The following is a 22,355-nucleotide window of genomic DNA, read 5'->3' on the forward strand; positions in this document are numbered from 1 at the left end:
TTTTATCTCAGGCGTGTTTCCGCCGCCAAAGCCGCGGGGTTTAATCGGAGTGAAGAAACAGTTTGCCACACTCTGTTTCATCGCCAAGGGAATTCGCATCGCTAATGTTTACAAAGCATTACAGGTTATCGGCAGGTAATTCTGCAGCCGGGCGCGGCTGTCGGCGGCCTCCGCCGACAGAAAATCGACCAGCGCGGTTAACGTCGGCGGCGCCACCGTGCGTTCAGGATAGACCAAATAATAGGCCGCGCCGCTGCTGACGCAGAGCGGGAACGGCGTCACGACGCGCCGCGCCTGAATATCCTCCTCCAACAGGCACAGATCGCCGATGGCGATGCCAAACCCTTGCAGCGCCGCGCTCATCGCCAGATCGAGGGTATCGAAATGCTGGGCCTTGCCGGACGGCAACGCATCGGCGCCCGCCGCCTTCAGCCAGCGCAGCCAGTCGCGCCGATCGCGCGTCGGGTGCAGCAGAGTTTTGTCCGTCAAGTCCGTCAGCCGAGGCGCCGGCGGCAGAAACGTCGGCGTGCAGACCGGCGTGAGGATTTCGTCGAACAGCAGGTGCGCGGTCAGCTTTTTGCCCGGCGGCCGGCCGAATAGCACCGCGGCGTCAAACTGCTCGGCGCTGAAATCCAGGCCGTGTGACACCGAGGCGGTCAGTTCGATGTGCATGTCCGGCCGTTCATTCTGCAGGCGAATGATGCGCGGCAGCACCCAGCGCATGGCGCAGGTCGGGCATTTGATGCGCAGCGCCCCCGGCGGGGCTGCGGCCCGCGTCAGGGCTTCATCCAACTGCCCCAGCGCCTGCTGCACCGGCGCCAGCAGCTGCGCGCCCTGCGGCGTCAGCGTCAGACCGCGCGCCTGGCGGCTGAACAGCGGATACCCCAGGCGCTGTTCCAGCCCAAGGATTTGCCGGCTGACCGCCCCCTGCGTCAGGTGCAGCTGCCGGGCGGCATGGGTAAAGTTAAGGCGTTGCGCCACCACCACGAAGGTTTTCAACACGTCGAGCGACGGCAGGGGTATCGGCATAGCGAGCCTCGATTAGGTATGATCGTAGTGCATGGCAAGTATGACAAACTTTCCCTTGTCCGCCTACGCCGGCTGATGCTTAATCGCTCAACACTTCCCTGTTTGCCTGGAGCCCATCATGCAGAGCGCTTGCTCATCCCGCTCGAAGCTGCCGGACGTCGGCACCACTATCTTCACCGTCATTGGCCAACTCAGCGCCGAACATCAGGCCCTCAATCTGTCGCAGGGCGCGCCCAATTTCGCCGGCGATCCGCAGTTGATCGAGGCAACGGCGCAAGCCATGCGTGCAGGTCATAACCAATACGCGCCGATGAGCGGCGTGGCGGCGTTACGTGCTGCTCTGGCGGAAAAAGCTGAACGATTGTATGGCGCGCGCTATGACGCCGACGAAGAAATCACGGTGATCGCCAGCGCCAGCGAAGGGCTGTACTCGGCGATCAGCGCGCTGGTGCATCCCGGCGACGAGGTGATCTATTTCGAACCGGCGTTCGACAGCTATGCGCCGATCGTGCGCCTGCAGGGCGCCACGCCGGTGGCGATCAAACTGTCGCTGCAGGATTTTCGCGTCGACTGGGACGAAGTGGCCGCCGCCATCAACGGCAAAACGCGCATGATTATCGTCAACACGCCGCACAACCCGACCGGCGCGGTGTTCGACGCGCAGGATATCGACCGCCTGACCGCCCTGACCCGCGACACCGACATCGTGATCCTGTCCGACGAGGTCTACGAGCACGTGGTGTTCGACGGCGATATTCACCACAGCATGGCGCGCTATCCGCAGTTGGCGGAACGCAGCGTGATCGTGTCGTCGTTCGGCAAAACCTACCACGTCACCGGCTGGCGCGTCGGCTATTGCCTGGCGCCGGCGGCGTTGATGGACGAAATCCGCAAGGTGCACCAGTTCATGGTGTTCTCCGCCGATACGCCGATGCAGCACGCCTTCGCCGCCGCGCTCGCCAACCCGCAGAGCTACCTGGGGCTGGCGGCGTTTTACCAACAAAAGCGCGATCTGCTGGCCAGCGCCCTGCAGGATTCGCGCTTTGAGCTGCTGCCCAGCCGCGGCAGCTTCTTCATGCTGGCCCGCTTTAGCGGCTTCAGTCACGAAAGCGACAATGATTTCGCCGTGCGCTTGATCCGCGAAGCGAAGGTGGCGACGATCCCGCTGTCGGCGTTCTACAGCGACGGCACCGATACCGGCCTTATTCGGCTGAGTTTTTCCAAAGATAACGAGACCCTGCTGGAAGGCGCGCGTCGCCTGAGCCAGGTGTAATTTTTTGTCCGACCATGGGAAAGGGGCACTGCCTATGAAAGCTTTGAAAACGCTGTTCGCCGCCGGATGCCTGCTGGCCGCCGGCTCTTCTCTGGCGGCGGAAAACAGCCTGCGCTTCGGTCTGGAAGCGCTGTATCCGCCGTTCGAATCCAAATCCGCCAGCGGCAAACTGGAAGGGTTCGACATCGAGTTGGGCGACGCGGTGTGCGCCGCCGCGCAGTTGCAATGCAGCTGGGTGGAAACCTCGTTCGACAGCCTGATCCCAGCGCTGCAGGCGCGCAAGTTCGACGCCATCAACTCGGCGATGAATGTGACCGAACAGCGGCGCCAGGCGATCGCCTTTACCGACGCCATCTATCAGGTGCCGAACCGCCTGATCGCCAAAGCCGGCAGCGGCCTGCTGCCGGACGCCAACGCGCTGGCGGGCAAACACGTGGGCGTGCTGCAAGGCTCGATTCAGGAGATTTACGCCAAAACCCATTGGGCGCCGGCGGGCGTGGATGTGGTGTCTTACCAGGATCAGAATCAGGTGTATCTCGATCTGGCGGCCGGTCGGCTCGACGCCACGCTGGTGATGGCGCCCTCGGGGCAAAGCGGCTTCCTGTCACAGCCGGACGGCAAAGGCTTCGCCTTCGTCGGCGAGGCGGTGCGCGACGACAAAATCCTCGGTGAAGGCATCGCCTTCGGCCTGCGCAAAGGAGATGAGGCGCTGAAGAAGAAACTGGATGCCGCCATCGCCAAAGTGAAGCAGCAAGGCACGGTGGCGGCGCTGTCGAAGAAGTATTTCGGCGATATCGATGTGACGGTGAAGTGATGGACGGGGGCGGCACCGCCGCCCCCTGCCGCGTTTAGCGATCGAACACCGAACTGTTCAGCGCGCGATCCTGCTGGTGGCGCTCCAGCGCCAATTCGATCAGGCGCGTGATCAGCGCCTGGTAGCTGACGCCGCTGGCGGCCCACAGCTTGGGATACATGCTGATGTTGGTGAAGCCCGGCAGCGTGTTGATCTCGTTGATCACCACCTGGTTGTCCGGCGTCAGGAACACATCCACCCGCGCCAACCCGAAGCACTCCAGCGCGCGGAACGCCTTCAGCGCCACCTCGCGGATGTGGTCGCTCACTTCCGGCGCGATCGCCGCCGGCACCACCACCTGAGCGCCCTGCTCATTGATGTATTTGGTGTCGTAGGAGTAGAAGGCGTCGCTCAGCACGATCTCGCCGCACACGCTGGCCTGCGGATCATCGTTCCCCAGCACCGCGCACTCGATCTCGCGGCCGACGATCGCCGACTCCACCAGCACCTTGTGATCGAAACTGAAGGCCAGTGCCACCGCCGCGTCAAACTCGGCGCGGTTTTCCACCTTGCTGACCCCGACCGACGAGCCCTGGTTAGCCGGCTTGACGAACAGCGGCAGGCCGAGGCGCTCGCTCAGTTGCTCAAACGTGAAGCCGGCGCGGTTGGCGCGCGTCAGGGTGACGAACGGCGCCACCGCCAGCCCGGCGTCGCGCAGCAGGCGCTTGGTCACGTCTTTATCCATGCTGACCGCCGAGCCGAGCACGCCGGCGCCGACGAACGGCATATTGGCCATGCGCAGCAGCCCCTGCAGCGAGCCGTCCTCCCCCAGCGTGCCGTGCACGATCGGGAAAATGACGTCGAGCTGGCCCAGCGCGCCGGCGCTGCCCGCTTCGATCAGCTGCTGTTTTTCCTGGCCCGGGATCAGCGCCACGTTCTTGTTCGAGCGGTTCAGCGCGATCAACGCCGGATTCTCGGCGTTGAGCAGGTAATTGGAGGCGTCGTTGATGTGCCACTGCCCCTGTTTGTCGATCCCCAGCAGCGTGACGTCAAACTTCTCTTTGTCGATTGCATCCACAATGTTTTTGGCCGACTGCAGCGACACCTCATGCTCCGCCGATTTACCGCCAAAAATCACCCCAACACGTAGTTTAGTCACGCCTTAAATCCTTCTGAAAAATCATGGCAAAAAAGTCGTTCATCACAATAAACGCATTGCCTGGCGGCGGCAATCGTTGTTGCCAGAATCTTCTTACGCCACAGAATGCCACATCGCGACCATCCCAAACGTATACACTTCGTATATTGTTCATTTATGGAGACGCCGATGGGCATCGTAAAAATTTCGGACGCGCTGCATGACGATCTGCGCCTCGCCAGCCTGACCATGACGCGTTCGATCAATGCGCAGGCCGAGTACTGGATCAAGATCGGCATGCTGGCGGAGTTCCATCCGGAACTGACCTATCCGCAGCTGGTAAAAAAAATGATGAAAGATAACGCGCTGACGCTGAAGGAGATTGTCGGGTGAAACAGATTGTGATTAAAACGCCGGAAGAGATTGCCAAAATGCGCCATTCCGGCGCTCTGCTGGCCAAAGTGTTTGCTATGCTCGATGAGGTCATCGTCGAAGGCATCTCCACCATGGAGATCAACGACCGCGCCGAGGCGTTTATCGTCGAAGAACTGAAGTCGCGCCCGGCCAGCAAGGGGCAGTATGATTTCCCCTATGTGCTCAATACCTCCGTGGACGATGTGGTGTGCCACGGCGTGCCGTCGGCCAGCAAGATCCTGCGTTCCGGCATGATCGTCAACGTGGATATCACGCTGGAAAACGGCGGCTATATCGCCGACTCCAGCAAGATGTACTGCATCGGCCAGGTGACGCCGCTGGCCAAACGGTTGGTGAACAACGTCTATGAATCGATGTGGCAGGGGATTCGCGCGGTCAAACCGGGCGCCACTCTGGGGGATATCGGCCACGCCATCCAGCGGCACGCCGAACAGGCCGGCTACAGCATCGTGCGGGAATATTGCGGCCACGGCATCGGCCGCGACATGCACGAAGAGCCGGCGGTGCTGCACTACGGTCAAGCCGGCAGCGGCATGGCGTTGCAGGAAGGCATGGTGTTCACCATCGAGCCGATGATCAACCAGGGCGACCGCCGCATCAAACAGAAGAAGGACGGTTGGACGGTGGTGACGCGCGACAAAAAACTGTCGGCGCAGTGGGAACACACCGTGGCGGTCACCGCCGACGGCGTGGAGATCCTGACGCTGCGCGACGAAGAGCGCCGAGCCGGTTACGCCGAGCGCTACTAAACCCGCAAGCCATTAGCCCACCAAGCTGATAGCTTAATAAGTTATTTAATTAATAACCTCTTAGCTTGTTGCGCGGCATCCCGGCGCCGCGGTTAAGGCGACGGGGATGACAGGGAGACAGGCAGCATGCAGTCAGGCAATCAGACGTTTATCAATCAGCTCAAGGACATCGTCGGCGGCCCGCAGCTGTTGACCGGCGATCGCAACACCGAGCGTTATCGCAAGGGCTTCCGCTCCGGCGAAGGCCAGGCGCTGGCGGTGGTATTCCCTACCAGCCTGCTGCAGCTGTGGCGCATTCTGCAGGCCTGCGTGGCCGCCGACAAAATCGTCATCATGCAAGCCGCCAACACCGGCCTGACCGAGGGCTCAACCCCCAGCGGCAACGACTATGATCGCGATATCGTCATCGTCAGCACCCTGCGCCTCGATCATATTCAGGTGCTGGACAACGGCAAGCAGGTGGTCGGCTTCCCCGGCAGCACCCTGCACCACCTCGAGAAATTGCTCAAACCCTACGGCCGCGAACCGCATTCGGTGATCGGCTCCTCCTGCATCGGCGCCTCGGTGATCGGCGGCGTATGCAACAACTCCGGCGGCTCGCTGGTGAAACGCGGCCCGGCCTATACCGAAATGGCGCTGTACGCCCAGTTAGGGGAAGACGGCCAGCTGCGCCTGGTGAACCATCTGGGCATCCGCCTCGGCGACACGCCGGAAGAGATCCTCACCCGGCTGGAAAAAGGCGACTATCGCCCGGAGGACGTCGAATACGGTGAGCTGCGCGCCTCGGATAACGAATACGCCAGCCGGGTGCGCGACGTCGATGCCGACACCCCTTCTCGCTTCAACGCCGACAAACGCCGCCTGTACGAAGCCTCCGGCTGCGCCGGCAAACTGGCGGTGTTCGCGGTGCGGCTCGACACCTTCGAGAAAGAGGGCAAAGAGCAGGTGTTCTATATCGGCACCAACGACACCGCGGTGCTGACCGAACTGCGCCGCCACATGCTGAGCAAATTCGAAAACCTGCCGGTGGCCGGTGAATACATGCACCGCGATATCTTCGACATCGCCGAGGTGTACGGCAAAGACACCTTCATGATGATCGACAAGCTCGGCACCGATCAGATGCCGCGCTTCTTCACTCTGAAGGGCCGCATGGACGCCAGCCTCAACAAGCTGCCGCTGCTGCCGCACAACCTGACCGATCGGCTGATGCAGGGCCTGAGCCATCTGGCGCCGAGCCACCTGCCGAAACGCATGAAGGAATACCGCGAACGTTTCGAACACCATCTGCTGCTGAAGATGGCCGGCCCCGGCGTGGAAGAGGCCCAGCGCTACCTGACCGACTATTTCGCCCAGGCCGAAGGCGCCTTCTTCGCCTGCACGCCTGACGAGGGCAAAAAGGCTTTCCTGCACCGCTTCGCCGCCGCCGGCGCCGCCGTGCGCTACCACGCGGTGCACGCCGACAAGGTGGAGGATATTCTGGCGCTGGACATCGCCCTGCGCCGCAACGACACCGACTGGTTCGAAACGCTGCCGCCGGAAATCGACAGTCAGTTGGTGCATAAGCTGTATTACGGCCACTTTATGTGCCACGTCTTCCACCAGGACTACGTGGTGAAAAAAGGCGTGGACAGCCATGCGCTGAAAGAAAAGATGCTCGAGATCCTCAACCGGCGCGGCGCCGAGTACCCGGCGGAGCATAACGTCGGCCACCTGTACCACGCCAAACCGGATCTGCAAGCGTTCTACCGCACCGCCGATCCGACCAACAGCTTCAACCCCGGCATCGGCAAAACCAGCAAACGCAAAGGCTGGGCCGAAGACCTCCGCTAAGACCGCCCGACCGGCCCGCCGACGCGGGCCGCCTCACCTTCCCGTTGGCCTTCAATGGCCCATTCAGCGTTCCGCGCGCAGCAGCAAGGAGACGATGAACGCGCCCCCCAGTCCGGCCGTAATGATGCCGATGGGCAGCTCCTGATTGGGGATCAGGCTGCGGCTGAGCATGTCGCCGCCGGTCAGCAGCATCGCCCCCAGCAGGCCGCACATCGGCACGGCCAAACGGTGGCGCACGCCCACCAGGCGCCGGGCCAGATAGGGCACCATCAGCCCGACAAACCCTATGACGCCCGTCAGCGACACGAGAAACGCCGTAGACAATGCGCAGCACAGAAAGGTCTCGGTGCGCAGGCGCGCCACGTTGACCCCCATCGAATGGGCGGTGTGCTCGCCCGCCAGCAGCGCGTCCAGCGCCCGCCAACGCAGCGCCGTAAACCCGGCCAGCAGCGCGAAACTCACCAACGGAATGAACAGATTATCCCAACGCGCCAGCCCCAACCCGCCCAGCGACCAGAACAACACCGAACCGGCCGCCCGCTGATCGCCGGAAAACACCAGGTAGCTGGTGAGCGCGCTGAACAAAAACGAGACCGCCAGGCCGCAGACGACCAGTTGCTCGGCGCGCCTGACCCGGCTGACGCGAAACAGGATCATCACCGCCATCGCGGACAAAATGCCGCCGGCGAAAGCGGACAGCGGCAGCGTCAGCGCGCCCAGCGCATCGCCGAAGCGCGTGATGACCAGCACCGCGCCGGCGGAGGCGCCGGAGGAGAGCCCAAACAAAAAAGGATCGGCCAGCTCATTGCGGGTGGTGGTCTGCAGCAGCGCGCCAGTCATCGCCAGCCCGGCGCCGGTCAAGGCCGCCAATAAGGCTCTGGGCACCCGCAGTTGCACGACGATGGTATCCAGCATGCCGGATAGGGGCGCCGATGAAAGCCCCAATGCCGCCATCGTCTGCCGCCATGACAGCGCGACGCTGCCAAGCTGCAGGCTCCAGATCATTAGCCCGCACAACACTGACAGCGCCAGCGGCGCGAGCAGCATAAACCGCCGGATCGGCGAGTTCATTCAGCCTCCGGCGCGTACAGCGCCCGCGCCAGCTTTTCCACCGCGCCGATGTTGGCCGGCCCCGGCGTCAGCTCCGCATACTGCAGTTTCAGATAACGATGGTGCCGTACCGCGGGCGTCAACTTCATCAACGGGTGAGACTCGAGGAAGCGCCGCAGCGCATCGGCGCCTGACCCGGTCTGGTAATCCAGCAGAATAATGAAGTCGGGCTCGGCCGCCGCCACCGCCTCCCAGGACGCCGTCGTCCAGCTCGCCGGCAAACCGTCCATCACGTTGCGGCCGCCCGCCGCTTCGATGATCGCCGTCGGCATGGCGTATTTGCCGCTGGTGAAAGGCTTCTCCTCCCCCGAGTCATAGACGAACACTTTAAGCGGCGGCTGGCCCGCCGGCCTGGCGGGAAGCGCAGCCAACCGGCGCCGCCAGCCCTCAACCAGCGCGGCGGCCTCTTGCGGCTTGCCGAAAATCTTGCCGAGCTTCAGCTCATCGTCATACAGCAGGTTCATATCGGCCTTCTGCGACCGCCCGCCGGCCTGTACGCAGCTCTCGCTCAGCACCAGCGTTTTGATGCCGAACGGGGCGAGTTTCTCCGGCGTGACGTCGCCGCCGATCTTCATGCCGTAATTCCAGCCGGCGAAGAAGAAGTCCGGCTGTGCCGCCAGCAGCGTTTCCAGAGCGGGATATTTCGGCGCCAGTTCGGGAATGGCGCCCATCGCGGCCTTGAAATCGGGCGTCAGTTTGTACCAGCCGGTGATGCCGGTCAGCCCGACAATGCGATCCTGCAGATGGAGCGCAAAGGCCATCTCGGCCATGTTGATGTCGTTGATGACGGCGCGTTGCGGCGCCTGGTTGAAGGTGACCGGCGTACCGCAGCTTTCTACGGTGACGGGAAATTTTTCGGCCGCCGCCGCCCCGCCGGCCAGCAGCAGGAGCAGGGGGAATACGCGTGTGTTCATGTTTCTCTCTGGTTTATCAAGCGCAATGGGGAACGTCAAAAATACGCAGCGTTTTCCCGCTGACGGGGTGCGCCACCTTGAAGCTGTTCATGCCGAACACCGGCAAAATCACCGGGGTCTGCAACACCGCCTCGGGCGTGCCACAGGCCACCTGGCGGCTTTCGTTGAGCACCAGGATCCGATCGGCAAACGCCTCCGCCACGGGCAGATCGTGCAGCACCGCAATCACGGCGATATCTTTATTCTTCACTAGCGACAGCAGCGCCGAGCGCCCGGGCGGATCGAGGTGATTGGTCGGTTCATCCAGCAACAACAGGTCGGGAGACTGCGCCAACGCCCGAGCCAGCGCGGCGCGCTGACGCTGGCCGCCCGAGAGCCGCCCCAACGGATGGTGTCTGAGCGGCGCCAGCCCGGTTTCCCCGATGGCCTCGTCAACGATGCGCTTTCCCGTCGCAGAGCGTTCGCCATGCGGTAAACGGCCCAACGCCACGTAATCCTCGACCGACAGCCGCAAATCCGGCAGATCGTTTTGCGCCAGAAAGGCGATGCTTCTGGCGCGCTCCGCCGCCGGCCACGCGGACAAGGCACGCCCCCGCCAGTAAATGCCGCCGCTGTCCGGCCGCGTTTCGCCGATCAGGGTGCGCAACAGGCTGGACTTGCCGCTGCCGTTGGGGCCGATCACCGCCAGCTTCTCACCGGCGCGGAGCGCGAAATGGATGGTGTCGAGTATCAATGCCCCGCCGTGGCCGGTCAGGCTAACTCCATCAACATGGAGAATGTCGTGAACTGAATTCATCATGCATTAATTGTTATATTATAACATACCAATATTTTTACCACGATTGCTCGCCTTCTGCAAAAGCGAATCGCAACGTCTTCTGCCGCACGCGCTGCGTCAACACTGCGCGGCAAAAGCAACATAGCACACCTTTTAATTAATGATAATGATTTTCATTATCATTTAATCCATTGTGATTTCCGATTGCACGCCCCGCTGAACTTGGCTATGTTTGAAGCGATTCGTCTCATTCCCGGTTTGCAGGAACCCATATGACTCCGTTGGCGCACAGCACAGATCCGACAAACGCGACCGTTCCGGCCGTCGTTTTGCTGTGTGCTTCCTCCGCTCCACCCGCCGTTTTCTCTGTCGTTTCCGCGGTTGCCGCTTACCCGCCACGCATTGTGGTCGTGCGCTAAGCCACACCGACTTTTTACCTCCGGCTTATGTTGATTTGTTGCGTTCAGGCGTGGACCGCCGCGCGCGCCGGAGCCTGTAATTTTCACGACAGGTGAAATTGATATGCGATTCCCTTCTCTCTGGGCCAATGCCGGCCTGGCTACGCTGTTCGTCCTGCTCTGGAGCAGCGGCGCGATCTTCTCCCGTTGGGGGTTGGAGCACGCCTCCGCCTTCGCTTTTCTGTTCTTCCGCTGCGCCATCGCGCTGGCGGTGCTGTTGGCCATCGGCCTGTGGCGGCGCCAGTGCCTGCCCGCTCCCGGCACCCGCCGGCGCGTCGCGTTGATCGGCGTGCTGATGATCGGCAGCTATCAGATCTGCTATCTGCTGGCGTTGGAACAGGGCATTACGCCCGGCGTGCTGGCCACGTTGCTCGGCGTACAGCCGATCCTCACCCAGTTCATCACCGAGCGGCGCTGCGCCGGGCTGCGCGCATTCGGGCTGGCGCTGGCGATGGCCGGGCTGACGCTGGTGGTGTACCAAAGCCTGATGGTGGCTCATTTCTCGCCGAGCGGCATGCTGTTCGCCTTTATCGCATTGGGGAGCATGACTGCCGGCACCCTGCTGCAAAAGGGCATGACGCAGCCGCCGCTGGCGGTCTTGCCGCTGCAGTATGCCATCGGGCTGTTGATGTGTACGCTGGCGCTGCCGTTTGAGCCGCTGCGGGTCGACTGGCGGCCTGAGTTCGTGCTGCCGCTGCTGTGGATGGCGGTGGTGATCTCGGTGCTGGCGACCTTCTTGCTGTATCGCCTGATCCAGCGCGGCAACCTGGTGCAGGTGACCAGCCTGTTCTACCTGATCCCGGCGGTGACCGCCCTGCTGGATTACCTGCTGCTCGGCCACGCGCTGGCCGCGCTGAGCCTGTTGGGGATGGCGGGCATCGTGCTCGGCGTGATGCTGGTTTTCCGCCGCGCATAAAAGCAAAAGCCCCCGCGCCGTTCCACCGGCGCGGGGGCGACAACAACAACCGTTAACTCAGAACAACCAGGAACCGTACCCCCACAGCAGCACCGTCACCCCAAGCAGCAGCTCGAGCAACAGAATGCCGATGGCGAAGGTCGAGCTGGAGAAGATGAACCCTTCCTTACTGTCGATATTCAGGAAGTGCGGGATCCCCAGATTCAGCAGATAGCCCGAATAGCACAGGCCGATAATGCCGACAAACAGACACAGCCAGACGACCGGATAGAGCGCCACTACCCCGCTGAGGAACATCGGGGTCGCCACATAGCCGGCGAACACCATGCAGCGGTGCAGGCTGGGGCGCGATTCATAACGCCGCGCCATCCAGTGAATGACTTTCCCCATGGCCGCTACGCCCGCCAGCATCAGCAGGTAGAACGCCACGGCGGTATAAAGCGCGGTAAACATGTCGAGCCTGATGGCATGTCCCTCGCCGGAGAGCCAGCCCAACTGGGTGGTGCCGATAAAGGCGCAGACCACCGGGATAGCTGCCAAGAGCAACACGTGATGGGTGTATAGGTGCGAGACGCTTTCATTCTCGCTTTTGATCTGTTCGAACTCGGCGCTGGGATGCGCCAGAAGTCCCCAAACATGACTGACCATGAGACACCTCCTATCTCGCCGTAGGCCGCGATCGGCGAACGAATTTCACACCTCCGACGGACTGCTACCCGTGCGAGGATTGCGGCCACGGGGCTCTCTCCCCTGTACTAATTATAGTCTTTCGGCGAAAAAACGTGCGGAAAGCGCAACGCCGCAGCGCTTTGTCTTATACTCCCACCATAAAAACCAGGCTGCGAGGAAGGTCATGTCATCCGCTATCACCACCCGCCAGGCGGGGATCGTCGACGTCGACGCCGGGCGCAACGTCACCGTAATCGAGCCCTGCAATCTGTACGGCTGCCGGCTCGGCGACGATGTCTTCGTCGGCCCGTTCGTGGAGATCCAGCGCCACGTCAGCATCGGCGCGCGCAGTAAAATTCAGTCGCACAGCTTTATCTGCGAATACGTCACCCTCGGCGAAGCGTGCTTTATCGGCCACGGCGTCACCTTCGCCAACGATCTGTTCAAAGATGGCGCGCCCAACGCCGATCCGGCCAGTTGGGGGCGCACCTGCATCGGCGATCGGGTGTCCATCGGCTCCGGCGCCACGATCCTGGCGGTGAAGATCTGCAGCGACGCGGTGATCGGCGCCGGGGCGGTGGTGACCCGTGACATCACCCGCAAGGGGATTTATGCCGGCAATCCGGCGCGCCTGCTGCGGGAGCTGCCGTAATGACCCCGGCCATCCGCATCGCGGCCATTGAGGCGCTGCCCGATGATTATCTGACGCGCGGCGATTTCAGCTTCACCATCGCCTGTTACGCTCTGCCGCAGTTTGACAGCCCGGTCGACAGCTGGCCAACCCGCCCGGTGGCGCCGTTTCGCAAGCGGTATCCGCTGGCGCCGTTCGCCAACGAAGACAGCGTGACCTTCCTGGCGTATCGCCAGAACGACGCCGTTGGCCACATCACGCTGAGCAAAAACTGGAACGGCTACACCCTGATCGACGAGATCGCCGTCAGCGCTGACGCGCGCCGCCAAGGCATCGCCGGGGCGCTGCTGGACTGCGCCAAACAGTGGGCGCGGCAACAGGAAACCTCAGGTATGATGCTCGAAACGCAGAACAACAATCTGGCGGCCTGCCGCTGCTACCAGCATTATGGGTTTATTCTCGGCGGCATCGATCGTTTGCTGTACCGCGCCGAGCCGGAGATCGCCGATCACGAAATCGCGCTGTTCTGGTATTTGCCGTTCAATAGCGAAATCGGTTACTGATTTATCGAACGTCATTGAGGCTATGTTTACTTTTTAACCCCTACCATCGGATGAGAACTGTTATCACTTACTCTGATAAGCCAGCGACACCCAGGGAGGGCCGTATGAACCAGAACAAGGCTGTTTTACTGATGTTAGCTATCGCCATGAGCGGATGCGCCGAGCGCCCCGCCGCCGTCGCCCCCGCAACGCCGCCGACCAGCGTCACCGTTGCGCCGCCGGGCGTGCAGCCGGAGATGGACGCCCGCACCCGCAGCAAGCTGCGTGAGATCCTCGCGCTGCGCGCCGGTTGGCCCGCCGCGCAGCCGCATGGCCGCAGCGTCGATTTGATTTCGCGTGAATTCCTCGGCACGCCCTACCTCGCCAACCGCCTGATCGGTGCGCAGAGCACGCCCGAGCGGCTGGTGATCGACTTCCGCGGGCTGGATTGCTTCACCTACATCGATTATGTGGAAGCGCTCAGCACCGCCCGCAGCGAGGCCGAGTTCGTTCAGCGTCTGGTGGACATTCGCTACGTCGACGGCAAGATAGCCTTCCCGCAGCGCAAACACTTCTTCACCGACTGGGCGCAGCGGCCGCACAAGGTGGCCGAAGACATCACCGCGCAGCTCAGCCCGCACGCCGTCACCCTCGTGAAAACCCTCAATCAAAAGGCGGACGGCGGCAGCTACCTGCCCGGTTTGCCCAACGTACAACGCAGCGTGACCTATATCCCCAGCGACAACGTCGACGACACGGTGCTGGCCCAGCTGCGTACCGGCGATTACATCGGCATTTACACCAACCTCGCCGGGCTGGACGTGACCCATACCGGCATCTTCGTGATGACCGACAACGGCCCGGTGCTGCGCAACGCCTCATCGCGCAAAGCCAACATGCGGGTGGTCGATTCGCCCTTTATGGATTACGTGATGGCTACGCCGGGCATCGTAGTGCTGCGTTCGCTCAGCCGATAACTCCCCGCCGCATAACGGCTATAAGCTATAGCCGTTTATGCTGAGCGAGCGTTTGACTTCATCGGCGGTTCAGGCTTAGCTGTAAGAACAAAAAACAACTGATTTTATTGTTCTTTTCAGGGAGACTTCGATGACCTTACGCTGGCGTATCACCCCTCTGGCGGCGGCCTTCGCCGCCGTATTGGCGCTGCAGGGCTGCGATCAAAAAACCGACCAAAACCATATCAAAGTCGGCGTCATCAACGGCGCGGAACAGGACGTGGCGGAAATCGCCAGGCAGGTGGCGAAAGAGAAATATGGGCTGGAGGTCGAGCTGGTCGGCTTCAGCGGCTCGCTGTTGCCGAACGACGCCACCGACAAGGGTGAACTGGACGCCAACGTGTTCCAACACCGCCCGTTCCTCGAACAGCAAAACAAAGATCACGGCTATAAGCTGGTGGCGGTCGGCAATACCTTCGTCTTCCCGATGGCCGGCTACTCCAAAAAGATAAAATCGCTGAAAGAGCTGCCGGACGGCGCGGTGATCGCCATCCCGCTCGATCCGACCAACCTGGGGCGCGCCCTGCTGCTGCTGGAAAAAACCGGGCTGATTAGCCTGAAGCCTGGCAAAGGGTTGCTGCCTACCGCCCTGGACATCAGCGCCAACCCGCATCGTTATCAGATCATGGAGCTGGAAGGCGCGCAGCTGCCGCACGTGCTGGACGATCCGAAAGTCACCGTCGCCGTCATCAGCACCACCTACATCAACCAGACCGGCCTGTCACCGACCAAAGACGGCATCTTCATCGAAGATAAAGACTCGCCGTACACCAACATCATCGTCACGCGCGAAGACAACAAGGACGCGCCAAACGTGCAGAACTTCATCAAGGCCTATGAGTCGGACGAAGTGGCCAAGGCCGCCGAGAAAATCTTCAACGGCGGCGCGGTGAAAGGCTGGTAATCACAGGCAAAGAGCCCCTTCCCGCTCATCATCGGGTTTTCTTATCTCACCATAAGAAAACCCGATTTACCCCGGCGGCGAGCGGCGCGCATAATGGCGTTTATCCGCTGATTTCCAAGGTAAACAGGCATTACCATGACGCTCTCCGCTCCCGTACTTAGCCTCCTTGACGCCACACCGGACGATATGGCCGCCGTGCTGCGCATTTACACCCACCACGTGCTGTACGGCGCGGCCTCGTTTGAAGAACAGCCGCCGACGCTGACGGAAATGCAGTTGCGCCTGAGCAAAGTGCGGGAAGCCGGGCTGCCCTGGCTGGTGGCGAAAAGCGAAGGCCGTATTGTCGGCTACTGCTATGCCACGCCGTATCGCCCCCGGCCGGCCTATCGCTTTACCGTGGAAGACTCGGTATATATCGCCGAAGGGCAACAGGGCAAAGGCGTCGGCAAGGCGCTGCTGAGCGCGCTGATCGCCCGCTGCGAGCAAGGTCCCTGGCGCCAGATGCTGGCGATCGTCGGCGATTCCGCCGCCAACCGCGGCTCGCTGGCGCTGCACCAGTCACTCGGCTTCACCAGCGCAGGGACGTTAAAAGCGGTAGGGTTCAAGCTGGGGGAATGGCGCGACACGCAGATTATGCAGCGCGCGCTGGGCGCGGGCGACAATCGGCATCCTTGAAGGCATGGCGACGCACGATAGGGAGTTAGCATCTATAGTGAAGAGTGATTTCATTGAGTTAGCGCCAACCGCGCGCCACCTGTAACCGGTAAGGGAGAATCAAATGAAAATTATTCTGTGGATAGTCGCCATCATCTTTATCGTGGGTTTGTTGACGATTACCGGCGTTCTCAAACTGATCTTTTAATCCATCTCATACGTCCCGCCCCTTCCGGGGCGAGACTTTTCATCATGCCTTGAAACGCGCGCGTATCGCGCCCAGCGCCGACACCGCCGCCAGCACCACGCCGCCGGCCACCAGCCCGAACGCCACGTTCAGCAGAGCCGGAACCACACCCTGCAAAAGATGGCCAAACGTCGGCACCACGGTGGTGTACGAGGCCCAGTCTTCGAACAGGTGATGCACCGGCGGCAAACCGTGGGTCAGAATACCGCCGCCGACCATAAACATGGCGACAGTGCCGACGATCGACAGCGTTTTCATCAGATAAGGCGCGGCGCGCACGATGCCGCTGCCGATGGCGCGCGCCAACGCGCTGCCTTTGCGGCTCAGATACAGCCCCAGATCGTCCAACCTGACGATGCCGGCGACAATGCCGTACACGCCGAGCGTCATCACGACGGCGATGCCGCACAAGACGATCACCTGCTGGCTGAAGGTGGCGCCGGCGACCGTGCCCAGCGTGATGGCGATAATCTCGGCGGAGAGCACGAAATCGGTGCGTATCGCCCCTTTCACCTTGCGCTTCTCATAGGCCGCGGCGTCCTCATTGGCGCCGGGCCCGTCCGATTTTTCCTCCTGCGCCGCCTTGCCGTGGCTCAGGCTGTGAAACACCTTTTCGAACCCTTCGTAACACAGGTAGGCGCCGCCCACCATCAGCAGCGGCGTAATCGCCCAGGGCGCGAAGGCGCTGATCAGCAGCGCCAGCGGCACCAGGATCGCCTTGTTGATCAGCGAGCCTTTGGCGACGCTCCACACCACCGGCAGTTCGCGATCGGCTTTAACGCCGGTGACCTGCTGCGCGTTAAGCGCCAGATCGTCCCCCAGCACCCCGGCGGTTTTTTTTGCCGCCATCTTGCTCATTAAAGAGACGTCGTCCAGCAACGAGGCGATGTCGTCGATGAGGGTAAGTAAACTACTTCCTGCCAAAATGATTCATCCTTTTCATATTCACGGGCCATTCTATGTTTAGCATAGCGGTAAAGCGTCATAAAAGGATATGGGAGGATCTCGGAAAATGCGGGGCGGGCGTTAAGCCCCCTCGCCCGCCAGCCCCTCATCGGATTCGGTAGCGGCCGCACGCGAGATATGTTGAAGGACAAAACGATGGGCCGCAAAGACGCACGATAAATGCGTACTGCCCTCAAGCAAGCCAAAGGCGGTTTGGGCGTTGCCATGCTGTTCGACGAAGCGCTGCAAGGATTGCGCGCTGAATAACTCGTCCTGCGCTGCCGCCAGCAGCAAGGTCGGCAATCGCAGCGCCGCCAGTTGCTTGGCCGGGGTGCGCGGCGTCAACGCATGAGCCATATTGACGCTGTATTGGCAGACAAAATCGGGGGCGGCGGCCAGCACCGCCGGGGGAAAATTCAGACTGACCGCCCGGGCTTGCCCAAACCACCGCCCGCCGCTGAGCGCATTGGCGACAAACGGCCATTGACGCACCTGCGCAAAACGGGCCGTCGCCGCCAGATCGCGGGCCATCCCGGAAAATGGCCCCAGCTCGGGCGCCAGCAGGACCAGGCTGTCCGCCTGCTGCTCGCCAGGATAGCGGGTCAAGTAGTTGAGCAACATCCCGGCGCCGCTGGAATGGCCCAGCAGGTGTCTGCGCGCCAACGGGAAACGGCGGTGCATTTCCGCCAGGATGACATCGACATCGCGCCAAATACGCTCTGGGCGCTCAACCGTTCCCCTCTCTCCCGCGGAATCGCCGTGCCCGCGGATATCCACCAGGCACACCGCGAGCGTTGGCACGGCGGCCAACTGGCGCGCAAGAATGTCATACCCGGCGGCGCTGTTAACCCCGCCGCCATGATAGACCAGGATCACGTCTTCACTCTCGGCAGTGTGCCGATACAGACGATAGCTCAACCCCTCGACGCGACCGGACGACATGTCCACATGCCCGCCCGGCCACTCACCGTAAGACTTCGCTTGCTCAACATAGCGGTCAAAATCAATCAAAGCGCACCTTTCCATGACGTTGTCGGTATTTCCTACGGCAAAATTCCCCGCCCTCACGATGATAAGCATATGAAATAACAGCAGGAACTACCATGCCTTTTACACGCAGGGCCCTTAGTATCAGGGCAGATCGCCCGCCGGTACATTGAGCTGCCAGGAAAGGCCGAAACGATCGTTGAGCCAACCGAAACGGGCGCTGAAGCCGTAGTCATCGAGCGGCATCAGCACCTTGCCGCCCTCCGCCAGCCGGTGGAACGCCCGCTCCAACGCTTCTTCGTTAGGCAGATTGATGAACAGCGACACCGCCGGGGTAAAGCTGAAGTCATGGCTGATCGGGCTATCGGTAAACACCAGGTTCTGCCGATCAAAATCGATGGACGCATGCTTGATCAACCGCCGGCCGTCCGGCGTCGGGTCGTAATGCTGCACCTGCATGAGCCGAAAACGCTCGAACACCTGGCTGTAGAGATCGATCGCCTGCTGCGCCTCTCCCTGGAACATGACAAAGGTCGAAACCTGACTCATAACATCCCCTCCGGCAAACGTTGTGGTATTAATGGAGGATAGCGGATTACCGTTGAAGCGGCGGAAAGGAGCAACCATGAGCATCATTCATCGCCTGGCGCAGCCGGACGATCTCAACGGCCTGTTAGCCTTGTATCGCGAGCTGCGCCCGCAGGACGCGCCGCTGCGCGCCGACGACGCGCGCCGCACCCTGCAACGCCTGCTGGACGATCCGGCGATCCGCCTGGTGGTGGCGGCGGACGAGGAACAGCCGATCGCCACCTGCATGCTGGCGCTGATCCCGGGGCTGGCGCATCAGGCGCAACCGTTCGGCGTCATCGAACACGTGGTGACGGCGGAGCCCTACCGCGGCCACGGCGTAGCGCTCGCCATGATCGAATACGCGCTGCAGCTGGCCTGGCGCAAGGGCTGTTACAAGGTGATGCTGCTGTCGGGGCAGCAACGCACCGGCGCGCACCAGCTTTATCTCAAAGCGGGTTTCGACGGCGATCGCGAGCGGGGATTTGTCATCAGGCGGCCCGAGGGCCGATAGCGGCCTGCTGCAAATGAGCAGGCCGTCAGGTGGGTTATTCGCTGTCGTTTTTCGCCAGACGGGCGTCTTTTTGGCGGCGATAGTCACGGGCGGCGGCCGGGATCGGCGTCACCTTGCCGGTTTCAATCCAGCTGCGCAGCCGGTTGGCGTCGGCGAAGTGGGTATATTTGCCGAAGGCGTCCAGCACCACCAGCGACACCGAGCGGTTACCGATCACGGTGCGCATCGCCAGGCAGTGGCCCGCCTGGTTGGTGAAGCCGGTCTTGGTCAGCTGAATGTTCCACTTCGGGTTGTACACCAGGTGGTTGGTGTTGCGGAACGGCAGCGTGTAGTTCGGATCCTTGAAGCTGGCCATGCGCTCGGTGGTGGTGCTGAGCTGGCCGATCAACGGGTATTGCTTGGTGGCGATCAGCAGCTTGGTCAGATCGCGCGCCGTCGATACGTTATGAATAGAGAGCCCGGTCGGTTCCACGTAATGGGTGTTGGTCATGCCAAGCGCCCTGGCCTTGGCGTTCATCGCTTTGATGAAGGCGTTGTAGCCCCCCGGATAGTGGTGCGCCAGGCTGGCGGCCGCGCGGTTTTCCGACGACATCAGCGCCAGCAGCAGCATATCCTTGCGGCTGATTTCGCTGTTCAGCCGCACCCGCGAATACACCCCTTTCATCTCCGGCGTCTGGCGGATGTCCACCGCCAGCATCTCGTCGAGCGGCAGGTGCGCGTCCAACGTGACCATGGCAGTCATCAGCTTGGTGATCGAGGCGATCGGCACCACTTCATCTGGGTTGCGCGCATACATCACCTTATGGGTTTGCATATCGACGACCATCGCGCTGCCGGAGGCCAGCTCAGGCTGGGTGGCGTGCACGGCGGCGGCGTTGTCGCTGGCCAGCGCGCGCGGCGCAAAGCCTGCGCCCGCCTGCAAAGCGAGCAGGGTCAGAACCAAAACACGTATTTTCACAGGCATTACTCTGAAATGGGGGCTTGAACTCAGCGAATTATATGTGAGGGTTCAGCGCTTGGCACTGGGATTGTATGGCGGATTTGTGACAAATTCTGTCGGCCGAAAAACGACGCAGCCCGCGGGCGCTCTGGGATGAACGCCCGCGTAGAAAAAGTTACAGCGCCGGCTGCCAGGCCGACTGCGGCAGCAGATACAGCCCCGGCGTTTGCCGCGCTCCCGCGCCGACGATATGGCCGATGCCGGCCGCCATCACCGCCAGCGTGACGTCGAAGGCGTTGAGGCTGTCGCCGTAGCCGGCGGTCAGGTTGAACATCGACCCGTTGGCCAGCAAATAGACCGTCTTTTCATTCAGTTGGTAAGCATTCACATAAGGCATCGGCTCGTGGTGCGGCAAGCCCTTGAGGAAGCCGACGTCGATCTCTTCCGCCACGTGGCCGACGTTGAGGATAAACACGCCGTCCTGCGCCTGTTGCAGATGCTGCGCCGAAAGCACGTTTTTCGCGCCGGTCGCGGTGGCGATCACGTCCGCCTGCGCGACCCCGCTCGCCAGATCCACCACCTGCCAGCCGTCATAACGCGCCTGCAGCGCGCGCGCCGGATCGATTTCCGCCACCATCACCTGGCCGCCGTAGGCTCTGGCCGCGGCCGCCGTCCCCTGCCCGACGAGGCCGTAACCGATCACCAGCACGCGCTTTTCATGCAGCGTCAAGTGGGTGGTCTGGAAGAAAGTGTGCCAGGCGGTCAGCCCAACCATATGCCGATTGTGCAGCCCCTCTTTCACCGGCAGATCGTCCCAGTTGAAGATCGGGTAGCGCGGCGCCACGCCGTTCAACCGGTTGATGCCCGAGCCGGTGGCCTCCAGCCCGGCGACGATCTGCGGGCCGTTCGGCGATTGGTGCAAACGGGTGGTCAAATCCGCTCCCATTTCGCACAAATGAGTCGGCCGCCAGGCCAGCGCGCGGTCGAAGGATTCCGACCATTCGCCGGCGCTCATGTCACGCCAGGCATAGGCCTGCGCGCCTCGCCGCTCCAGCCAGCTCACCACATCGTCCTGCACCGTAGTGGGATTGCAGGTGGTCAGGAAGATCGCCGCGCCCTTGTCCAGCAGGCCGGCCACCAGCGGCGCCATTTTCAGATCCAGGTGCATGTTGCACGCCAGCCGCACCCCGTGCAGGTCCGGCAACGCCGCCACCGCGGCTCGGGTGCGCGGCATATGGCGCATCGCCCAGCTCAATTCGCTCTCAAAATCCTGATACATCCGTTGCTCCTCTGGTGTGCCCCGCCGCCAGGCGTGGCAAAAAATTATCCCGCGCGGCCGAGCCGGCGGATCGCCTGCGGCGACAGGCCAAAGACGCGGATAAACGCCCGCCTCATGCGCTCCGGATCGCTGAATCCCACCGAACGGGCGATCGCCTCCAGCGGCTCGGCGCTCTCTTCAATGCGTACCCTGGCCGCCTCCACCCGCAGCTGTTCGATCACCTTGGCCGGCGTCTGCCCGGTTTCGGCGCGGAACAGCCGGCCGAACTGACGCTCGCTCAGGCAGGCGGCGTCGGCCAGATCCGCCACCGACAGCGGCAGGTGCAAATGTTCGCGCGCGTACGACAGCGCGGCGCGCATGCGATCCGACGACGGGTTCAACGCCAGCAACAGCGAATACTGCGACTGCCCGCCGGGACGACGGTGATAGACCACCAGCTGCCGCGCCACGGCCGCCGCCAGGGTGGCGCCCAGATCGTCCTCGATCAGCGCCAACGCCAGATCGATGCCGGCGCTGATGCCGGCCGACGTCCAGATATCGCCATCGCGAATGAAAATGCGGTTGCTGTCGACGCGAATGCGCGGATAACTCTGCTGCAGCCGCGCCGCATGATACCAGTGGGTGGTGGCGCGTTTGCCGTCCAGCAGTCCGCAGGCCGCCAGAATAAACGCCCCGGTGCACACGCTGGCGATACGCCGCGCTCGCCGGCTTTGGTTGGCCAGGAACGCCGCCAGCGCCGGTGACTGCGCCGCCATCACGTTGCCGCTGCCGCCGGCCACCACCAACGTATCGAAACGCTCGTCGCCGCACGGTTGCGTGGCGATTTCCACCCCGGCCGAGCTGGCGACCATGCCGCCCTGCGGCGAGATCGCCACGCAGCGGTAGGCCGGCGGATCGGTAAACTGACTGACGTTATCGAACGCCGCCAGCGGGCCGGCAAAGTCCAGCAGGTTGAAACCGGGAAAAACCACAAAACCGATCGTTTTCATGATGGCGCTTTTTGAGGGTTATCTGTCATATCAGCCAAACACAGG

The 22,355-nt window shown here is 62.2% G+C and carries 25 protein-coding genes; 13 read left to right on the forward strand and 12 right to left on the reverse strand.

Annotated elements, in window-relative coordinates; all coding sequences use genetic code 11:
• Window positions 1-108: 108 nt before the first annotated feature.
• A complete protein-coding gene (locus ACJ8KE_RS11285; RefSeq protein ID WP_079449532.1) occupies window positions 109-1,029 on the reverse strand; it encodes a LysR substrate-binding domain-containing protein in 921 nt (306 codons plus the stop codon).
• Between the two features lie 118 nt (window positions 1,030-1,147).
• Between ACJ8KE_RS11285 and ACJ8KE_RS11290 the strand changes: the two genes are divergently transcribed.
• Together ACJ8KE_RS11290 and ACJ8KE_RS11295 are read left to right on the forward strand one after the other, a co-directional pair.
• Complete coding sequence (locus tag ACJ8KE_RS11290; RefSeq protein WP_021503974.1) at window positions 1,148-2,302, forward strand: methionine aminotransferase; 1,155 nt, start codon at window positions 1,148-1,150, stop codon at window positions 2,300-2,302.
• Between the two features lie 34 nt (window positions 2,303-2,336).
• A complete protein-coding gene (locus tag ACJ8KE_RS11295; protein WP_033641010.1) occupies window positions 2,337-3,116 on the forward strand; it encodes an ABC transporter substrate-binding protein in 780 nt (259 codons plus the stop codon).
• Window positions 3,117-3,150: 34 nt separating this feature from the next.
• Here the strand turns inward: ACJ8KE_RS11295 and ddlA are convergent, their stop codons facing one another.
• Window positions 3,151-4,254, reverse strand: coding sequence for a D-alanine--D-alanine ligase (gene ddlA, locus ACJ8KE_RS11300; protein WP_015377061.1), 1,104 nt, complete (start codon window positions 4,252-4,254; stop codon window positions 3,151-3,153).
• A gap of 168 nt (window positions 4,255-4,422) precedes the next feature.
• Here ddlA and ACJ8KE_RS11305 point away from each other — a divergent pair, with 168 nt between their 5' ends.
• From ACJ8KE_RS11305 to dld, 3 genes are all read left to right on the forward strand, one after another.
• Window positions 4,423-4,626, forward strand: a complete 204-nt coding sequence (locus tag ACJ8KE_RS11305; RefSeq protein ID WP_006324220.1) for a ParD-like family protein — start codon at window positions 4,423-4,425, stop codon at window positions 4,624-4,626.
• On the forward strand, window positions 4,623-5,417 hold the full coding sequence (map, locus tag ACJ8KE_RS11310; protein ID WP_016928632.1) for a type I methionyl aminopeptidase: 795 nt from the start codon (window positions 4,623-4,625) through the stop codon (window positions 5,415-5,417). Before ACJ8KE_RS11305 ends, map begins: the two co-directional genes overlap by 4 nt.
• Before the next feature lie 126 nt (window positions 5,418-5,543).
• Window positions 5,544-7,250, forward strand: a complete 1,707-nt coding sequence (gene dld / locus ACJ8KE_RS11315; RefSeq protein ID WP_016928633.1) for a D-lactate dehydrogenase — start codon at window positions 5,544-5,546, stop codon at window positions 7,248-7,250.
• Between the two features lie 63 nt (window positions 7,251-7,313).
• Here the strand turns inward: dld and ACJ8KE_RS11320 are convergent, their stop codons facing one another.
• Genes ACJ8KE_RS11320 through ACJ8KE_RS11330 form a run of 3 tightly spaced genes read right to left on the reverse strand, consistent with a single transcriptional unit; the run spans window position 7,314 to window position 10,007 of the window.
• Entirely contained in the window at window positions 7,314-8,321 is a 1,008-nt protein-coding gene (locus tag ACJ8KE_RS11320; protein WP_162807741.1) for a FecCD family ABC transporter permease, read from the reverse strand.
• Window positions 8,318-9,274 carry an ABC transporter substrate-binding protein gene (locus tag ACJ8KE_RS11325; protein ID WP_079449533.1) on the reverse strand — a complete coding sequence of 319 codons (957 nt, stop codon included), beginning with the start codon at window positions 9,272-9,274 and terminating at the stop codon, window positions 8,318-8,320. Before ACJ8KE_RS11325 ends, ACJ8KE_RS11320 begins: the two co-directional genes overlap by 4 nt.
• Before the next feature lie 16 nt (window positions 9,275-9,290).
• Complete coding sequence (locus ACJ8KE_RS11330; RefSeq protein WP_239441835.1) at window positions 9,291-10,007, reverse strand: ABC transporter ATP-binding protein; 717 nt, start codon at window positions 10,005-10,007, stop codon at window positions 9,291-9,293.
• A gap of 567 nt (window positions 10,008-10,574) precedes the next feature.
• Between ACJ8KE_RS11330 and ACJ8KE_RS11335 the strand changes: the two genes are divergently transcribed.
• Window positions 10,575-11,426, forward strand: a complete 852-nt coding sequence (locus ACJ8KE_RS11335; protein WP_079450934.1) for a DMT family transporter — start codon at window positions 10,575-10,577, stop codon at window positions 11,424-11,426.
• 57 nt (window positions 11,427-11,483) lie between these two features.
• Here the strand turns inward: ACJ8KE_RS11335 and ACJ8KE_RS11340 are convergent, their stop codons facing one another.
• Window positions 11,484-12,074 carry a Yip1 family protein gene (locus ACJ8KE_RS11340; RefSeq protein WP_033633836.1) on the reverse strand — a complete coding sequence of 197 codons (591 nt, stop codon included), beginning with the start codon at window positions 12,072-12,074 and terminating at the stop codon, window positions 11,484-11,486.
• Between the two features lie 205 nt (window positions 12,075-12,279).
• On the opposite strand from ACJ8KE_RS11340, the gene ACJ8KE_RS11345 reads away from it, so the two are divergent.
• The 6 genes from ACJ8KE_RS11345 to ACJ8KE_RS11370 all read left to right on the forward strand — a co-directional run bounded on the left by ACJ8KE_RS11345 (window position 12,280) and on the right by ACJ8KE_RS11370 (window position 16,050).
• Window positions 12,280-12,747, forward strand: a complete 468-nt coding sequence (locus ACJ8KE_RS11345; RefSeq protein ID WP_049299467.1) for an acyltransferase — start codon at window positions 12,280-12,282, stop codon at window positions 12,745-12,747.
• Complete coding sequence (locus ACJ8KE_RS11350) at window positions 12,747-13,289, forward strand: GNAT family N-acetyltransferase (protein WP_079450932.1); 543 nt, start codon at window positions 12,747-12,749, stop codon at window positions 13,287-13,289. The genes ACJ8KE_RS11345 and ACJ8KE_RS11350 overlap by 1 nt, the downstream gene beginning before the upstream one ends.
• 104 nt (window positions 13,290-13,393) lie before the next feature.
• On the forward strand, window positions 13,394-14,245 hold the full coding sequence (locus ACJ8KE_RS11355) for a DUF1460 domain-containing protein (RefSeq protein ID WP_079450931.1): 852 nt from the start codon (window positions 13,394-13,396) through the stop codon (window positions 14,243-14,245).
• Between the two features lie 130 nt (window positions 14,246-14,375).
• Window positions 14,376-15,188: a MetQ/NlpA family lipoprotein gene (locus ACJ8KE_RS11360; protein ID WP_079449537.1), complete on the forward strand. Its 813-nt coding sequence runs from the start codon at window positions 14,376-14,378 to the stop codon at window positions 15,186-15,188.
• A 135-nt stretch (window positions 15,189-15,323) separates the two neighbouring features.
• Window positions 15,324-15,863 carry a GNAT family N-acetyltransferase gene (locus tag ACJ8KE_RS11365; protein ID WP_028127650.1) on the forward strand — a complete coding sequence of 180 codons (540 nt, stop codon included), beginning with the start codon at window positions 15,324-15,326 and terminating at the stop codon, window positions 15,861-15,863.
• A 103-nt stretch (window positions 15,864-15,966) separates the two neighbouring features.
• Window positions 15,967-16,050, forward strand: a complete 84-nt coding sequence (locus ACJ8KE_RS11370) for a membrane protein (RefSeq protein WP_016928643.1) — start codon at window positions 15,967-15,969, stop codon at window positions 16,048-16,050.
• A 42-nt stretch (window positions 16,051-16,092) separates the two neighbouring features.
• On the opposite strand, the gene ACJ8KE_RS11375 is transcribed toward ACJ8KE_RS11370, so the two are convergent.
• The 3 genes from ACJ8KE_RS11375 to ACJ8KE_RS11385 form a co-directional block, all read right to left on the reverse strand.
• Window positions 16,093-17,013 carry a DUF808 domain-containing protein gene (locus ACJ8KE_RS11375; protein ID WP_079450930.1) on the reverse strand — a complete coding sequence of 307 codons (921 nt, stop codon included), beginning with the start codon at window positions 17,011-17,013 and terminating at the stop codon, window positions 16,093-16,095.
• Window positions 17,014-17,115: 102 nt separating this feature from the next.
• Window positions 17,116-18,045: an alpha/beta fold hydrolase gene (locus ACJ8KE_RS11380; protein ID WP_282676608.1), complete on the reverse strand. Its 930-nt coding sequence runs from the start codon at window positions 18,043-18,045 to the stop codon at window positions 17,116-17,118.
• A 120-nt stretch (window positions 18,046-18,165) separates the two neighbouring features.
• Window positions 18,166-18,570 (reverse strand): VOC family protein, encoded by a 405-nt coding sequence (locus ACJ8KE_RS11385; RefSeq protein ID WP_060444181.1) that lies wholly within the window; start codon window positions 18,568-18,570, stop codon window positions 18,166-18,168.
• 76 nt (window positions 18,571-18,646) lie between these two features.
• On the opposite strand from ACJ8KE_RS11385, the gene ACJ8KE_RS11390 reads away from it, so the two are divergent.
• The gene (locus ACJ8KE_RS11390) at window positions 18,647-19,102 is read left to right on the forward strand and encodes a GNAT family N-acetyltransferase (RefSeq protein WP_016928647.1); all 456 of its coding nucleotides are present in this window, start codon (window positions 18,647-18,649) and stop codon (window positions 19,100-19,102) included.
• Between the two features lie 34 nt (window positions 19,103-19,136).
• Here ACJ8KE_RS11390 and pbpG read toward each other — a convergent pair whose 3' ends face one another.
• From pbpG to ACJ8KE_RS11405, 3 genes are all read right to left on the reverse strand, one after another.
• Window positions 19,137-20,066, reverse strand: a complete 930-nt coding sequence (gene pbpG / locus ACJ8KE_RS11395; protein WP_028127653.1) for a D-alanyl-D-alanine endopeptidase — start codon at window positions 20,064-20,066, stop codon at window positions 19,137-19,139.
• 151 nt (window positions 20,067-20,217) lie between these two features.
• The gene (locus ACJ8KE_RS11400) at window positions 20,218-21,321 is read right to left on the reverse strand and encodes an adenosylhomocysteinase (RefSeq protein WP_016928649.1); all 1,104 of its coding nucleotides are present in this window, start codon (window positions 21,319-21,321) and stop codon (window positions 20,218-20,220) included.
• A 44-nt stretch (window positions 21,322-21,365) separates the two neighbouring features.
• A complete protein-coding gene (locus tag ACJ8KE_RS11405; protein WP_016928650.1) occupies window positions 21,366-22,310 on the reverse strand; it encodes a GlxA family transcriptional regulator in 945 nt (314 codons plus the stop codon).
• Window positions 22,311-22,355: the final 45 nt, after the last annotated feature.

It is taken from the genome of Serratia sp. CY56464, from assembly GCF_052168435.1.
GTDB classification, from domain to species: Bacteria; Pseudomonadota; Gammaproteobacteria; order Enterobacterales; family Enterobacteriaceae; genus Serratia; species Serratia marcescens.